The sequence below is a fragment of the Ruegeria sp. AL2 genome (assembly GCF_056540845.1).
Map to the genome: position 1 here is coordinate 562,429 of NZ_JBQFXM010000001.1, position 15,039 is coordinate 577,467.

A 15,039-nucleotide genomic window follows, 5' to 3' on the forward strand; every position below is an offset into this window, starting at 1 on the left:
CGCAGCGCCCGTTGGGGGCGCTGTCGCGTTTACTTCAGTCGGCGTTGGCCTTCCTGACGGCAATAGGCGTCAGCCTCGGGGACAGACATCTTTGTGGCTGGGAAGTCGATTGCGCGGTCCCAGGTCACACGATCCTGACGATAGAGCTGGCAGGTCACAACACCTTTAGGAGTCTGTACCTTGACCGGCGTCGTCTCAAGATCTTCGGGGCTGGGAACGCATGCGGATACTACAACCGCAATAGCCGGAAACAGAATGAGTGATTTCAGATGTGGTGCTTTCATTTTCTACTCTTGTCTACTCGTCTTGTTGATCGATTGAAACGGCATAGGCGAGGGTGAGTGCCAGCAACCTGCCGCAAATCAAAAACACTGTGGTGGGTTCGTTTATTCAGAAAAACCTTAAGAATCAAGAAACCGCGCCAGATTAGTGGCGCGGTTTTGTGTATTGGAACGTGGCGTCGGTCTATTTCTCGGGGATCAGACCCCTTGGGCTGAATCTGAGAACAATCAACAGGATCAGGCCCATCGTGAAAAGGCGCATATGTGCGGCACTATCAATAAGATGTGACTTCAGCGCGCTGCCATCCGGCAAGCCTGCGGTGATCACACTCATCAACCACAAGCCAATCGGCTCGACCTGAACCCACAAGAACCAAATCAGGAACGCGCCCAGAACGGCTCCGAAGTTGTTGCCGGAACCACCAACGATCACCATGACCCAAACCAGGAAGGTAAAGCGCAACGGATTGTAGGTGCCCGGTGTCAGCTGTCCGTCCAGGGTGGTCATCATCGCGCCAGCGATGCCGCAAATGGCCGACCCTAATACGAAAATCTGCAAGTGGCGACGGGTGACGTCCTTGCCCATTGCTTCGGCTGCAACTTCATTGTCGCGGATTGCGCGCATCATGCGGCCCCACGGGCTTTTCAGCGCCATCTGCGCCATCCACAGCAGCGCCAGAAGGACCAGCATGAACAGCAGCGAATACCCTAGTTTCACCGAAAGGGTGGACGCAGTGACCGGATCCAGCCCCAGCCATTCGGCGCGGGCAAGAAAAGCCGGATCTTGCTGCAAGTCAACTTCATACCCGACAACCGGCGAGGGGCGCGGGATGCCATAGACGTTCTTCACGCCGCGGGCCAGCCAGTCCTCGTTCTTCATGACGGCGATGATAATCTCGGCGATACCCAGCGTGGCAATCGCCAGATAATCTGACCGCAGCCCAAGCGCGGTTTTGCCAATCAGCCATGCCGCCCCGGCAGCCAGCAGACCTCCGGCAGGCCAGGCCAGCAGAACGGGCAGGTTCAGTCCACCGATGTTACCGGCAATCGCCGGGTCAATGGCTTCAACTGCGGCAACATTGGGGTCGAACACGGCCCGGTAGAGGAAAAAGCCGACGATAAGGACAGTGATTATTGTCAGCGTCTGCACCCGGCCTTTGGGCATTCTCGTTGCCACCAGTACGGCTGCAACAACAGTGGCAGCCCCCAGTAGCAAAGACAGAACGATACCATAACCGCCTGCGCCCCAGGCACCCGGGGTAGGCGCTGTTGATACTAGCACCACGGCCAGACCGCCCAGCGCGACGAAGCCCATGACCCCTACGTTGAACAGGCCCGCAAAGCCCCATTGCAGGTTCACACCGATCGCCATGATGGCCGAGATCAGCCCCATGTTCAGAATCAGAACGGCGGTGTTCCAGCTTTGCGTGAAACCGGTCAGCAGAATGAGGCTGCCAACAGCTATGAAAAGCAGAGTGTTTTTGACAGATTCGGTCATACTGCTTTTCCCTTGAACAGGCCCGTGGGCTTAAACAGAAGCACGATCAGCAGGATGACAAAGCTGACAGCGAACTTGTAATCGGTGGACAGGAGCTGAACCAATCCGGACGGCTCCAGGTTTTCGGGGGCCACATAGGTCAGTACTTTTTTCCAGGCATAGGTGATCGTCACCTCGGAAAACGCGATGATGAACCCGCCGGCAATCGCGCCCAGCGGGTTGCCCAGCCCCCCCACGATTGCTGAAGCGAAAATCGGCAGCAGAAGCTGGAAATAGACGAAGGGTTTAAAGCTTTTGTCCAACCCGTAAAGAACACCCGCTGTGGTCGCCAAGGCGGCTACGATGATCCAGGTGATCATCACAACACGTTCAGGGTTGATGCCGGACAAAAGCGCCAGATCCTCGTTGTCGGAATAGGCGCGCATCGACTTTCCGGTTCGTGTTTTGTTGAGGAACCAGAACAGTAAGGCCACGGCAATAACGGCCACTAACAGGGTGATCCCTTGCGAGGTCTTGATGGCCAGACCCTCCTGAAGGCCCGTCATGGACTTGAAGTCCCGCGCGGATATCAAGAATCTTGCACCGTCCGAGAACTTTTGATCATCCGGCCCGATGATAAAGCGCACCAGACCGTTCATGATGAACATTACACCCATTGAAACGATCACAAGGATAACCGGCTTGGCCTTTTGTTCGCGGTAAAAGCGGTAGACCAGTCTGTCTGTAACCAACACCAGCATGATGCAGCCAAGGATGGCAAAGGGCAGGGCGAGCAGGGCAGTCGGCAACGGCCCAAAGCTGACACCAGCGGCCTGTAAGCCCCAGGTGACAAGCACAGCGATCATCGCGCCAAAGGCCATGGTGTCACCATGGGCAAAGTTCGAAAACCGCAGGATGCCGTAGATCAGGGTCACGCCAAGCGCCCCCAATGCCAACTGACTGCCATAGGCAATCGCAGGCACGATGACAAAGTTGGCAAGCGCAACAAGCGCGTTGAGTAAGTCCATTATTTCTTCTCACTGTCCGGGTGCGACCTTATGGCATAACGGTCTGCGCGGGCACAATGTTTTGCACGCGGTTTATCGTCATATTTTCCTGCTGGTAGCGAAAAAACCCTAGAAAAGCTTTCAAGAAGGACGGACTTTCCACATCAAGCCCGGCTCAGTCACGCACCGGTCAATTTCGGTGCGTGGTCGAAATGGTCGGAAGGGGCTCAGGCGTTTGTTTCAGTACAAGCGCCGCGATCAGTCCCCGCGTTGGGGCCTTTGACCGAAAGATCAAAGGTCATGTCGTCATAGTTCACAACAAAGGTCATGACCTCATCGCCCTGGATATAGACAAACGTCATGTTGCCAACGCCTTTGAAGACCATCGCGTCGCCAGAAACACTTGCGGTTTCGATGATGCCCTTGTCTCCTTCCGACGCCCGTTTGAGGCGCACTTCACTGCCGTCGCGGTCTGAGACGCAGACAAAGTGGCGTTCTTCCGCAATTGCAGCGTTCGTGCACAAAGTGGCGACGGCCACCCATATCCATTTTTTCATTTTTGGGTCCTGAATAGAGTTTTTCATTCAGAAGGTTCGCTTGATTTCTCGGAATCAGATTTGTTTGTCCGGGAAACCGTTTCCTTCACAGCGCCCGGCGCTAAACGCACAATGTGACCGGATTGCAGCCGACGCGTGGAAATCTTGGGATGGCGGAATAATTTGAGCGTGGGCGAAACACATGTTCAGTCTTAGCCCGTTGGCTCAAAAAACAACGGGAAGAGTGAGGAAGCCCATTAATTGGGCACCTGACAAGCGCCACGATAAGAAGCCACAGACGGTATGCCGCTCGTAAATTTCACGTGAACACTAATTCGTCCGTTATCTGACAACATGACGTTCCAGTTCTCAAATTCATCCAAAGGCGGTTGACCCTTCAGCAAAACCAAAACTACGTTCTGTTGGTTTTCCAGAGCAATCTTTGCGCCCGTTAAAACGAACTTTTCATGACCAGCAAACGCGAACATGCCATACGGTTTTTGATCGTTAGTATCTTCCGCCTTAAGAGGCTGAAATGCGAAGCTCAGGAGTCTTTGCAATACCCCTTGCGTTGTTTGCAGTCATTGAAATCATCGCCACCGCAATCAAGAGGTGGGTTGCAATCGTGTTTTGCGATACAGTGCATCTCGACACCGTTCGCCTTCAAACGCAGAATTTCTGCGAACCCGTTTCCGGGCACAAAAAAGAAGGTGGAAACCGCAAGGAATTTGGCAAGGTACTTCATTCTCACCCGCCCAAGAAACTCTTCCGCACTTCCGGATCAGCCAGCAATTCCTTACCTGTCCCGGTATAGGCATTTCGACCTTGAACCAGAACATATCCTTTGTCAGCGATTTCAAGTGCTTGGCGGGCGTTTTGTTCAACCATCAGGATCGGCAGGCCAGTGCGTGCGACCTCGATGATGCGGTCAAAAAGCTCATCCATCACGATGGGTGAGACACCTGCGGTAGGCTCGTCCAGCATCAGGACCTTGGGTTGCGTCATCAGCGCGCGACCCACGGCAACCTGCTGGCGTTGACCGCCGGAAAGCTCACCGGCGGGCTGATTGCGCTTGTCGCGCAGAACCGGGAACAGGTCATAGACCTGCTCCATCGTGTCCGAGAAATCGTCGCGCCGAATGAAGGCACCCATTTCCAGATTTTCCTCGACAGTCATCGAGGTGAAAATGTTCGACGTCTGAGGAACAAAGCCCATACCGCGGATCACGCGGTCTTGTGGGGTGAGGCTGGTGATATCCTCGCCATCCAGACGCACTGAGCCCGCGCGCACATCCAGCATCCCAAACACGGCTTTCATCGCCGTTGACTTGCCCGCACCGTTGGGGCCGACGATAACGGCGATCTCACCCTTATCCACGGCAATGGTACAGTCGTGCAGGATATCCGGGCCTTTGCCATAGCCGCCAGTCATGGTGTCACCGATCAGAAACGGGCCGCCTTCAACGCGGTGTGTTGCACCGCTTTTACGATGGGCAGGCGTCATTGTACCGATACCTTGCGTGTTGGTAATTGATGCGTCCTTGTTGCCCTTGTCGTCCTGATAGGGGTTGTCTCTCATGCCAGCGGTCATGTCTGGGCCTCCAGCTTGTCTTTGTTTTTGAGGCCGGTGCCAAGATAGGCTTCGATCACGTGCTCGTTTGCCTTGATCTCATCCAGAGTGCCCTCGGCCAGAACCTTTCCTTCGGCCATGCAGATGACCGGGTCGCAGATCTTGCCGATGAAATCCATGTCGTGCTCGATAACGACGAACGTATAACCACGCTCTTTGTTCAGGCGCAGGATCGTATCAGCGATGGTCATCAGCAGGGTGCGGTTCACGCCAGCTCCGACCTCGTCCAGAAATACGATCTTGGCGTCCACCATCATGGTGCGTCCAAGTTCCAGAAGTTTCTTTTGACCGCCCGATACCTGACCGGCCTTGTGATCGGCCAGATGTTCGATGGTCAGGAATTCCAGCACCTCGTCTGCCTTGGCTTTCAGCGCGCGCTCTTCATCAGCGATGCGCTTGCGCCCGAACCAGGTATTCCACAGCGCCTCACCGGATTGCGCACCGGGCACCATCATCAGGTTTTCGCGGCAGGTCATCGACGAGAATTCATGCGCGATCTGGAACGTGCGCAGCAAACCCTTGTGAAACAGCTCATGCGGGGGCAGGCCGGTGATATCTTCACCATCCATGACCACCTTGCCGCTGGTCGGAGGCAGAACACCGGCGATCACGTTGAACAGAGTGGTTTTTCCGGCCCCGTTGGGCCCGATCAGGCCGGTGATCGACCCTTTTTGGATTTCCAGCGACGCCCCATCCACCGCGTGAAATCCGCCGAAATGCTTATGCACGTCCTCGACGACGATCATGGTATCCCCTTGCCTTGTCCCCGTGAAACGAGGTGCAGCCTTTTGTCATTGAAACAGCCCGGACACAAGGCCCGGGCTGTCTGATTTTATGGCTTGATATGCGGGATCAACGGAAGTTGACGGTCTTGTTTTCGCCGTCGGTCACTTCGATCTCGCGGTACGATCCCGCGCTTTCGCCGGGGCCGATCAACTCGACACCGGACGCGCCGACATAGTCGATGTCCTGACCGGCGGCCAGCAGTTCCAGACCTTTGGCCAGTTCACCCGGATAGATCTTTTCACCCGGTGCGTTGGCGACGTCCATAACTTTGCCCGCGTAATCTGCGGGGTTGGTCGAACCGGCGGCTTGCATGGCGAACATGAACAGCGCTGCCGCGTCATAGGATTCTGGCGAATAGGGCGACGAGCCGTCAAACCCGGCTGCTTCGGCCAGTGCAAAGTACTTTTCTGCACCTTCACCACCGGACCCGGCGATCTGACCGAACGAGCCGTTCAGGTCGGGGCCGACATTTGCGGGCAGCGAGTCACCGATCATGCCGCCGGGCAGACCAAAGGTGTCAAACGCACCGCTGTCCAGCGACGACTGGATGATGCCCAGACCACCCTGGTCCAGATATCCCGCGACAACCAGAATGTCGCCACCGGCCGAGGCCAGCGCGCCAACTTCAGCCGAATAGTCGGCCTTGCCGTCTTCGTGCGCCGTAACGATGGTCACTTCGCCGCCAACCGCTTCGAAGGACGTCTGGATCGCATCGGCCAGACCTTTGCCATAGTCGTTGTTGGTATAGGTCAGCGCGATCGAGTTGATGCCACGATCCTTGAGGATATCAGCCATAACCTGACCTTCGCGCGCATCCGACGGCGCGGTGCGGAAGAACAGGCCATTGTCCTCCATGGTCGACAGGCCGGGCGAGGTCGCCGACGGCGAGATCATGACCATGCCGTTTGGAATGGCAACGTTCTGCAGGATCGCGCCGGTTACACCCGAACAGTCGCCGCCGATGATGCCTGCAACGCCGTCAGCGATCATACGCTCGCCGTTCGAGGTGGACAGACCATTGTCTATACAGCCGGTATCAGCACGTACACCAGCCACGCTGGCACCGTTCATGAACTTGCCGGATTCGTTGACTTCGGCGATTGCCAGTTCCGCGCCTGATCCCATGGCAGGGGCCAGCGATTCAATCGGGCCGGTAAAGCCGATCAAAATCCCCAGTTTGACATCTTCGGCCATGGCTGCGCCGGCCAGCAATGCAGTTGCTGCAGTTGCAGTAAGCAGCTTTTTCATATGGTTACTCCCAGTTGTGAACGTATTCGTTCTGGCGACGACCCTAGGCAAGCTGTTCGGAAAAGAAAAGTCCTAACGCAAACGTGTTTTTTTCGTTTGAAATTCTATCTGTTTTGTTGGGACTCACCCCTGATTGTCACCGAAAGGGACCAGAATGCTCAGAACGGCGATGATTCTCTCTTTCTCACTGTGCGCCTTGAGTGCCGCGGCCCAGACGCTGTCGGTTTCAGCCGGGATGGTCCAACTGGAAGAAATGGTTGGCGGGTTGGAGACCCCATGGGCGATTGGCATTTTACCCGATGAAAGCTTCCTCGTCACGGAACGGGATGGAAGGTTGCTGTATGTTCGAAATAGACAAGTGGAGGATGTTTCAGGCGTTCCAAAGGTCGCGACTTTGGGGCAAGGCGGATTGTTGGACGTCACGATCTCACGCGATTTCAATCAAAGTCGAGAGGTCTTTCTGACCTTCGCAAAACCGCAAGGCCACGGTGCAGGAACTGCTGTTGCGGTTGCGCGCCTGTCCGAGACTGGCAAAAACCTTCAGAACCTTCGAGTAATTTTCGAGGCATCGCCAGGTGGTAAAGGTGGTCGCCATTTTGGCAGCCGTGTGGTCGAAACGCCGGACGGGACATTATTCGTGACCTTGGGCGAACGGGGACAGGCGGAGAATGCACAGGATCGGTCCAATCCCATGGGCTCGGTCATTCGCATCAATCGCGATGGGACAGTTCCGGCGGATAACCCCTTTGTCGGGCAATCGAATATCGAACCCGAGATATGGTCATACGGTCATCGAAATCCACAGGGCGCGGATTTGGACGCGCTTGGCCGACTTTGGATCTCGGAACACGGGGCGCGGGGTGGCGATGAAATCAACCAACCCCATGCAGGGCGGAATTATGGTTGGCCGGTTATTTCATATGGCACGCATTATTCGGGTGAAAAAATCGGCGACGGTACAGCTAAAGAAGGGCTGGAACAGCCAGTTTACTACTGGGATCCTTCCATAGCGCCGTCCGGTCTGCTGGTTTATTCCGGCAAGCTATGGCCGCAATGGAAGGGTGATATCTTCGTAGGGTCGTTGAAATTTGACTATATCGCACGGCTTCACGTTCAGCCGATGCACGAGGCCGAACAGATCAGAAGCCCTGAAACCGAGCGCGTCCGCGATATCGTCGAAGCGCCAGACGGGTCGATCTGGTTTATCTCGGTTGGGCAGGGAGCGGTTTACAGAATGGCTAAGGCGGAGTGACCTTACACCGATAGCCGCCCGCTCTGCGCTCCGCGTTCGCGATAGGGCGTGGTGTTGTAATGTGCGCGGTAGCATTTCGAGAAATGGCTGGGCGAGGCAAAGCCGCATGCCAGGGCTACGTTGATGACGCTCATATCCGTTTGCATCAGCAGGTTCCGCGCCTTGTGCAAGCGAAGTTCCATATAGTACCGCTTGGGCGAGCGGCTGAGATAGCGCCGGAACAGACGCTCAAGCTGGCGAGTCGACATACCGACTTCCTTGGCCAGAATCGAAGGAGAGATCGGCTCTTCGATGTTCTTTTCCATCATGAGAATGACCTGACTCAGCTTGGGGTGCCGGACCCCAATCCGCGTCGGTGTCGACAGACGTTGCGTATCCTGATCTGTCCGGATTGACGAATAAATCATCTGATCCGCCACCGCATTTGCCAGGTCTTCGCCGAAGTCGTCTGCAATCAACTTGAGCATCAGATCGATAGACGAGGTCCCCCCTGCCGTTGTCATACGACCGCCGTCAATTTGAAAGACAGCTTTCGTCAACTCGACCTCATCGAATTCTTCGATGAAACTGTCTGAGTTTTCCCAATGTATCGTCGCCCGCTTGTTGTCCAGTAACCCGGCCTTGGCCAGGGTATAAGCAGCCGTGCACAAACCGCCGATGCGCAATCCGCGCCGTGCTTCGCGTCGTAACCAGTTCAGAATGCGTTTGGTGGTGGCTGCCTGTACGTCAACGCCCCCGCAAATCAGAACGACATCGTCGCGCTGCAACTCCTCAAGATCACGGTCCAGCTTGAATTCGGTCCCGGCCGAACATGAAATCGAGTTTCCGCCTTCACCGGAAAGTGTCCATGTATAAAGCTGTTTGTCCGCCATGCGATTTGCGATGCGCAGACTGTCGAGCGCTGACGCAAAAGACAGTAGCGAAAAATTGTCCAACAGGACAAAAACGAAATGGCGGGGCGTGGCCCCAGCATTTTCGACCGTGACTGCTTGGCGTTGCACTTGCATGACAAAATGTCCTTAATTCTGCGCAGGAAAACCTGGTATCCCGCAGCGTATTTGGCAGTCACCATGATCAAAGCTTGTTTGCGGCGTCAAGAGGCGCAAATGGGATATGGTCACTCTTCATTGCTTTTTGTATAGAGGCGACCTGAACACTTCAGCGGAGATCAAAGCTATGACCGAATGGCAAAAATCGAACTGGCGCAACAAGCCCCGGGTTCAGATGCCAGACTATACCGACGCGGCCGCATTGGCCAAGGTCGAGGCCCAGCTTTCGCAGTATCCCCCGCTAGTCTTTGCCGGTGAGGCGCGGCGCCTCAAGCAACATCTTGGTGCCGCCGGTCGCGGCGAGGCCTTCCTTCTGCAAGGCGGGGATTGCGCTGAAAGCTTTGAACAATTCAGCGCCGATGCGATCCGTGACACCTTCAAGGTGATGCTGCAAATGGCGATGGTTCTTACCTATGGTGCCAAGGTGCCGGTGGTTAAAGTCGGTCGTATGGCCGGCCAATTTGCAAAGCCACGCAGCGCCCCGACCGAGGTTGTGGATGGTGTCGAGCTACCCAGCTACCGCGGTGACATCATCAACGAACTGGCGTTCACGCCCGAAGCGCGGATCCCGAATCCCGAAAAGATGTTGCAGGCCTACACGCAGGCGGCGGCCACGTTGAACCTGCTGCGTGCCTTCTCAACTGGTGGCTTCGCCGACATGAGCCGCGTCCATTCGTGGACTCTGGGCTTTACCGACGAACAGGATGTTCAGAAGTACTCTGAGGTGGCAGATCGCATTCAGGACACCATCGACTTCATGGAAGCGGCCGGTATCACGGCAGACACGACACACGAATTCTCGACTGTTGAATTCTACACCAGTCACGAAGGTCTGTTGCTGGAGTACGAAGAGGCGCTGACCCGTCTGGATTCGACCTCGGGCAACTGGCTGGCCGGGTCTGGTCACATGATCTGGATCGGCGACCGTACGCGACAGCCTGATGGTGCACATGTCGAGTTCTGTCGTGGCGTTCTGAACCCGATTGGGTTGAAATGTGGTCCGACGACGACGGCAGAAGACCTCAAGGTTCTCATGTCGAAGCTGAACCCCGAAAATGAAGAGGGCCGCCTGACTCTGATCGCGCGCTTTGGCGCAGGCAAGGCGGGTGAACACCTTCCGCGTCTGGTCAAGGCCGTGAAGGAAGAAGGCGCCAAGGTCACTTGGGTCTGCGACCCGATGCACGGCAACACCATCAAATCGGCCACGGGCTACAAAACCCGTCCGTTCGATTCTGTCCTGCGTGAGGTACGCGATTTCTTTGGCGTGCATCAGTCTGAGGGCACGATCCCTGGCGGTGTCCATTTCGAGATGACCGGTCTCGACGTTACCGAATGCACTGGTGGTGTGCGGGCCGTGACCGAAGAGGATCTGTCGGATCGTTACCACACCGCTTGCGACCCGCGCCTGAACGCGTCTCAGTCGCTGGAACTGGCGTTCCTTGTGGCGGAAGAACTGACCAACCTGCGCCGCAACGGATCAAAACGCGCCGCAAGTTAAGCGTTCGAAAAGAAAGAAAAACAGCGGGCCATCGGTCCGCTGTTTTTTGTTCTGGGTGTTCAGACTGGTTCAGTCATCGCGCGACACGACCAGACGAAGGTGTTTGGCCGCGCGTTTGAAATCCGTTTGGTCTTCGGCAAAACCGTCAACGGTTTTAGGCGCAGCAGGAACCGGTGCCTGAATTTCCGAAAACGATTTGATCCGCGTATCCGTAATCGAAAATCTGCGTGGGGTTTTACCAATCGCTCCATCCGCGACCATGACCCCCAGAACCCGGCTGACGTCGCCCAGATCACTTTTGAGCGGCAAAAGGATCATGCAGGCCTGCATCCGGGTACGCCCCAGTATCCCGCTCGAATCCAGACCCAGTTCGGCAACGGCGGGTGCTGCAAATACCTGCTCCAGAACATCCTTAATCCTGGCGCGGTCATCGGGCTGAAAAAAGGACGTCACAGGCATGCCACGAACCTCCATCCCCGCAAGCCCGTTCAGGTGACTTCCGGCAAGGCGAAACCGAGCCAGTCCAGGGGCGATCCGTTCAAGAATGAAAGTATATTCGAGTATGTTTTCCAGCCCGCGCGGGTCAACCTGGGACCGCATCGGAACACCGTCACCGCTCAGCAATGCAGTCCAATACGCTTCGGCCTGGCGGATCGGCGTAAGGCTGCGCCCACTGTCAAAGCGATCCATTGCGACGATCTTTCCAAATTCTGACCCGGAACCAGTCCCGAAAAAGGTTTTCATTTTTTAACCCTTACGTCAATTGGCCGCCATTTTCATAAAATGTAACACAACCGGAGCATTTGTGGCCTGCAAGCCATTACCAGGGGTAGTTTGACTCGGGTTTATTCAATTTTGGAGCAATTCTTTAACGAATGGTTAACTTACCCCAAACAAATGCGACCTCAGCCAACTCTTGCTCTGTACCGGTCAATCGCATTAGGTGCGGCAAACATCCAAAAGGGTGAGGCTATAGGAAAGGACAGTCATGATCAGATCCATGACCGGGTTTGCCTCGGGGAAGGGTGAATACGGACCGCATAGCTGGACGTGGGAGTTGCGCAGTGTCAACGGTAAAGGCCTTGATATGCGCCTGCGCGTCCCTGAATGGCTGACCGGGCTTGAGGTGGCCCTTCGGGCCACGCTGTCAAAATCCCTGAGCCGTGGGAATGTGACCCTTTCAATGCGTCTGAATCGTGAGGACTCTGCCTCGGAACTGGCATTGAACGAGGTCGCTATGGCCGCTGCTCTGAGTGCGTTGGAACAAACACACAAGATGGCAGCTGCGCGCGGCATCGCTCTGGAACCCGCGCGCGCCTCGGACCTTTTGGCACTGAAAGGCATGTTGGATGCAACCGCAGATGCGGATGATCCCGCTCCGCTGGTGGCGCGCCTGACCGAAGATTTCAACGACCTGTTGGCCGCTTTTGTCGGAATGCGCCAGGCCGAAGGCGAAGCGTTGGCGGCCGTGCTGAACACTCAGCTGGACCAAGTTGCGGCGCTGACAGCGCAGGCAGCCGATCTGGCCGTGCAACGCAAGGACAAGATGGCCGCGGCACTTCGGGACAATCTGGCGCACGTACTGGACAATGCGCAGGGCGCGGACCCGGATCGCGTCGCGCAGGAACTGGCTTTGATCGCGGTCAAAGCCGACATTACCGAAGAGATCGACCGCCTGTCTGCACATGTGGCCGCAGCGCGAGAGTTGCTTGGGCAGGAAGGGGCTGTCGGACGCAAGCTTGATTTCCTGATGCAGGAATTCAACCGCGAAACTAACACGCTGTGTTCCAAGGCTCAGAGTACGGAACTGACGGCTGTCGGGCTGGAACTGAAGGCGGTGATCGATCAGATGCGCGAACAAGTGCAAAACGTAGAATAATGATGGGAACGACTGATATGGTGGATCGCCGAGGCCTTTTAATCATCCTGTCTTCCCCGTCCGGGGCAGGCAAATCCACCCTGGCAAAGCGGCTGATGGACTGGGACAAGGACCTTGAGTTTTCGGTCTCGGCCACAACCCGTGCCCCGCGTCCGGGGGAAGAACATGGGCGGGATTACTATTTTCTTTCTGAAGACGAGTTTAAGCAGAAGGTCGCCGATGGCCAGATGTTGGAACATGCGCATGTCTTCGGTAATTTCTATGGCTCACCCGCTGATCCGGTGCGTAGTTCGATCCACGCGGGTAAGGACGTGCTGTTCGACGTGGACTGGCAAGGCGAGGTTCAGATCCGCAACTCGGATCTGGGTAAGCATGCGTTGTCGATCTTCATCTTGCCGCCATCGATCCCTGAACTGCGCCGCCGTCTGGAATCGCGTGGACAAGATAGCGATGAAGTTATCGCACGGCGGATGCTCAAAAGCTGGGACGAGATCAGCCACTGGGGCTATTACGATTATGTCCTGATCAATGACGATCTTGAGGCGACCGAAAAGAAGCTCAAGACCATCGTCAGCGCCGAACGGATGCGCCGTATTCAACAGCCAAATCTGCAACAACACGTGCGCAAACTTCAAAACGAATTCGAGGGGCTGTCATGACGATCTTCGCGTTAGGCGAGCACATGCCGGATATTCACGAGGACACATGGGTTGCGCCCGATGCCAACCTGATCGGCAAGGTTGTGCTGGAAAAGGGTGCCTCGGTTTGGTTCGGCTGCACGATACGCGCAGATCACGAGGAAATCCGCGTTGGTGCAGGCAGCAACGTTCAGGAAAACTGCGTCATGCATATCGATGCCGGGTACCCTTTGTCGATCGGTCCGAATTGCACTATCGGACACAAAGTGATGCTGCACGGGTGTACGATCGGACAAAATACTCTGATCGGAATGGGCGCGATTGTTCTGAATGGTGCCCGGATCGGACGGAATTGCCTGATCGGGGCAGGGGCCTTGATCACGGAAGGCAAGGAGATTCCGGATAACTCCCTTGTGATGGGGGCTCCGGGCAAAGTGGTGCGCCAGCTGGACGAGGCCGCAGCAAAACGGATTACCCTAAGCGCGCTGCACTATCAGGAAAACATGCGCAGGTTTCGGGACACCTTAAGACCTGTCCAGTAAGACGCGCGGATTGATCGGGGTTTGAAGCATGTCAGATAACCTTCTTGATGGATTTGTTCAGGCCATTCCTATGCCCGCGCTGATGGTGGATCAGACCGAACGGATCATTGCCGCCAATACGGATGCAAAAACCCTTCTGGGGCAGAATATTGTAGGGCGGCATTTTGCGACCATCCTGCGGCAGCCACAGGTTCTCGAAGCGATTGAGCAAAGCCTTCAGTTGAAGGGAACCAAGACGGCGCGTCATCTTTCCAATGATGGCGCTCAGGACACAACATTTGATGTGCAATGCCGATATATGAACGGGGTCGGAGCCGTGTCGGGTGGCGCCATTCTGGCCACTTTTCAAGATGTCACGCACCTGGAACAGGCAAGTCAGATGCGCCGCGACTTTGTTGCCAATGTCAGTCACGAATTGCGGACACCGTTGACGGCACTGATGGGCTTCATTGAAACCTTGCGCGGCCCTGCACGCAACGATCCGGCTGCGCGTGACCGGTTCCTGCAAATCATGGCCGATGAAGCCAACAGGATGAACCGGCTGGTTGGCGATCTTTTGTCCCTGAACCGCGTGGAAAGCGAAGAAAGAGTTCGCCCAAAGCAACAGCTGGAGCTGACAGGGCTGCTGCAATCCACCCTTAACTCGTTGCGCCCCCTAGCGGAAGAGGCGGGTGTGACGCTGTCACTTGACGCACAGGATGGCCCGCTTTCAGTAACCGGAGACAGCGATCAGTTACGGCAGGTATTCACCAACCTGATCGAAAACGGAATAAAATACGGTGCCAGCGGTGGCAGCGTCACAGTCAGCGTTTTGTCATCAGAGCGTGACGCGGCGATGCGTGGGCCTGGGGTGCGGGTGAAGATCATCGACAAGGGGCCAGGAATTGATTCTGTGCATCTGCCACGCCTGACCGAGCGCTTCTATCGCGCCGACAATCACAGGTCGCGGCAGTTGGGTGGAACGGGGCTGGGGCTGGCCATCGTCAAGCACATCGTCAATCGCCACCGCGGACGGTTGCGCGTGGAAAGTGAGTTGGGAAAAGGTTCCGTCTTTACAGTCATCTTACCACGGTAGCCCTTCCCGCATTATCACCCTTCAAAATCTGCCTCGTTACGTTTTTTTGACCTGAAATCTCCGGATAAACGAGGGTTGTCATAAAAGCGTTACACACTTGTCACAAAAGGCTTACGCACGGCACCTAGGGGTGCACGCAGGA

General features: G+C 56.0%; 16 protein-coding genes. 6 read left to right on the forward strand and 10 right to left on the reverse strand.

Annotated elements, in window-relative coordinates; genetic code table 11:
• Positions 1-29 precede the first annotated feature (29 nt).
• From ACR0ID_RS02780 to ACR0ID_RS02815, 8 genes are all read right to left on the reverse strand, one after another.
• On the reverse strand, positions 30-284 hold the full coding sequence (locus ACR0ID_RS02780; RefSeq protein ID WP_480472799.1) for a hypothetical protein: 255 nt from the start codon (positions 282-284) through the stop codon (positions 30-32).
• A 181-nt stretch (positions 285-465) separates the two neighbouring features.
• Positions 466-1,779 carry a branched-chain amino acid ABC transporter permease gene (locus ACR0ID_RS02785; protein ID WP_480553521.1) on the reverse strand — a complete coding sequence of 438 codons (1,314 nt, stop codon included), beginning with the start codon at positions 1,777-1,779 and terminating at the stop codon, positions 466-468.
• Complete coding sequence (locus ACR0ID_RS02790) at positions 1,776-2,786, reverse strand: branched-chain amino acid ABC transporter permease (protein WP_480603603.1); 1,011 nt, start codon at positions 2,784-2,786, stop codon at positions 1,776-1,778. Before ACR0ID_RS02790 ends, ACR0ID_RS02785 begins: the two co-directional genes overlap by 4 nt.
• 206 nt (positions 2,787-2,992) lie before the next feature.
• On the reverse strand, positions 2,993-3,322 hold the full coding sequence (locus ACR0ID_RS02795) for a hypothetical protein (RefSeq protein WP_480517042.1): 330 nt from the start codon (positions 3,320-3,322) through the stop codon (positions 2,993-2,995).
• A gap of 236 nt (positions 3,323-3,558) precedes the next feature.
• Positions 3,559-3,861, reverse strand: coding sequence for a hypothetical protein (locus tag ACR0ID_RS02800; RefSeq protein WP_480603605.1), 303 nt, complete (start codon positions 3,859-3,861; stop codon positions 3,559-3,561).
• Positions 3,862-4,048: 187 nt separating this feature from the next.
• On the reverse strand, positions 4,049-4,879 hold the full coding sequence (locus ACR0ID_RS02805; RefSeq protein ID WP_480517742.1) for an ABC transporter ATP-binding protein: 831 nt from the start codon (positions 4,877-4,879) through the stop codon (positions 4,049-4,051).
• An 8-nt stretch (positions 4,880-4,887) separates the two neighbouring features.
• Complete coding sequence (locus ACR0ID_RS02810; RefSeq protein ID WP_209596275.1) at positions 4,888-5,676, reverse strand: ABC transporter ATP-binding protein; 789 nt, start codon at positions 5,674-5,676, stop codon at positions 4,888-4,890.
• Positions 5,677-5,782: 106 nt separating this feature from the next.
• Positions 5,783-6,964, reverse strand: coding sequence for an ABC transporter substrate-binding protein (locus tag ACR0ID_RS02815; RefSeq protein WP_209503916.1), 1,182 nt, complete (start codon positions 6,962-6,964; stop codon positions 5,783-5,785).
• A gap of 154 nt (positions 6,965-7,118) precedes the next feature.
• Here ACR0ID_RS02815 and ACR0ID_RS02820 point away from each other — a divergent pair, with 154 nt between their 5' ends.
• Complete coding sequence (locus ACR0ID_RS02820; RefSeq protein WP_480603607.1) at positions 7,119-8,216, forward strand: PQQ-dependent sugar dehydrogenase; 1,098 nt, start codon at positions 7,119-7,121, stop codon at positions 8,214-8,216.
• Positions 8,217-8,218: 2 nt separating this feature from the next.
• Here the strand turns inward: ACR0ID_RS02820 and ACR0ID_RS02825 are convergent, their stop codons facing one another.
• Positions 8,219-9,223: a GlxA family transcriptional regulator gene (locus tag ACR0ID_RS02825; RefSeq protein WP_480472786.1), complete on the reverse strand. Its 1,005-nt coding sequence runs from the start codon at positions 9,221-9,223 to the stop codon at positions 8,219-8,221.
• 169 nt (positions 9,224-9,392) lie between these two features.
• On the opposite strand from ACR0ID_RS02825, the gene ACR0ID_RS02830 reads away from it, so the two are divergent.
• Positions 9,393-10,763 (forward strand): class II 3-deoxy-7-phosphoheptulonate synthase, encoded by a 1,371-nt coding sequence (locus tag ACR0ID_RS02830; RefSeq protein WP_480493145.1) that lies wholly within the window; start codon positions 9,393-9,395, stop codon positions 10,761-10,763.
• Positions 10,764-10,832: 69 nt separating this feature from the next.
• On the opposite strand, the gene ACR0ID_RS02835 is transcribed toward ACR0ID_RS02830, so the two are convergent.
• The gene (locus tag ACR0ID_RS02835; RefSeq protein WP_480472782.1) at positions 10,833-11,507 is read right to left on the reverse strand and encodes a PAS domain-containing protein; all 675 of its coding nucleotides are present in this window, start codon (positions 11,505-11,507) and stop codon (positions 10,833-10,835) included.
• A gap of 244 nt (positions 11,508-11,751) precedes the next feature.
• On the opposite strand from ACR0ID_RS02835, the gene ACR0ID_RS02840 reads away from it, so the two are divergent.
• Genes ACR0ID_RS02840 through ACR0ID_RS02855 form a run of 4 tightly spaced genes read left to right on the forward strand, consistent with a single transcriptional unit; the run spans position 11,752 to position 14,897 of the window.
• The gene (locus ACR0ID_RS02840; protein WP_480517038.1) at positions 11,752-12,642 is read left to right on the forward strand and encodes a YicC/YloC family endoribonuclease; all 891 of its coding nucleotides are present in this window, start codon (positions 11,752-11,754) and stop codon (positions 12,640-12,642) included.
• A 17-nt stretch (positions 12,643-12,659) separates the two neighbouring features.
• Entirely contained in the window at positions 12,660-13,301 is a 642-nt protein-coding gene (gene gmk / locus ACR0ID_RS02845) for a guanylate kinase (protein ID WP_480476737.1), read from the forward strand.
• The gene (locus ACR0ID_RS02850) at positions 13,298-13,822 is read left to right on the forward strand and encodes a gamma carbonic anhydrase family protein (RefSeq protein WP_480472778.1); all 525 of its coding nucleotides are present in this window, start codon (positions 13,298-13,300) and stop codon (positions 13,820-13,822) included. Before gmk ends, ACR0ID_RS02850 begins: the two co-directional genes overlap by 4 nt.
• Positions 13,823-13,850: 28 nt before the next feature.
• A complete protein-coding gene (locus ACR0ID_RS02855) occupies positions 13,851-14,897 on the forward strand; it encodes a sensor histidine kinase (protein ID WP_480603610.1) in 1,047 nt (348 codons plus the stop codon).
• Positions 14,898-15,039 lie beyond the last annotated feature (142 nt).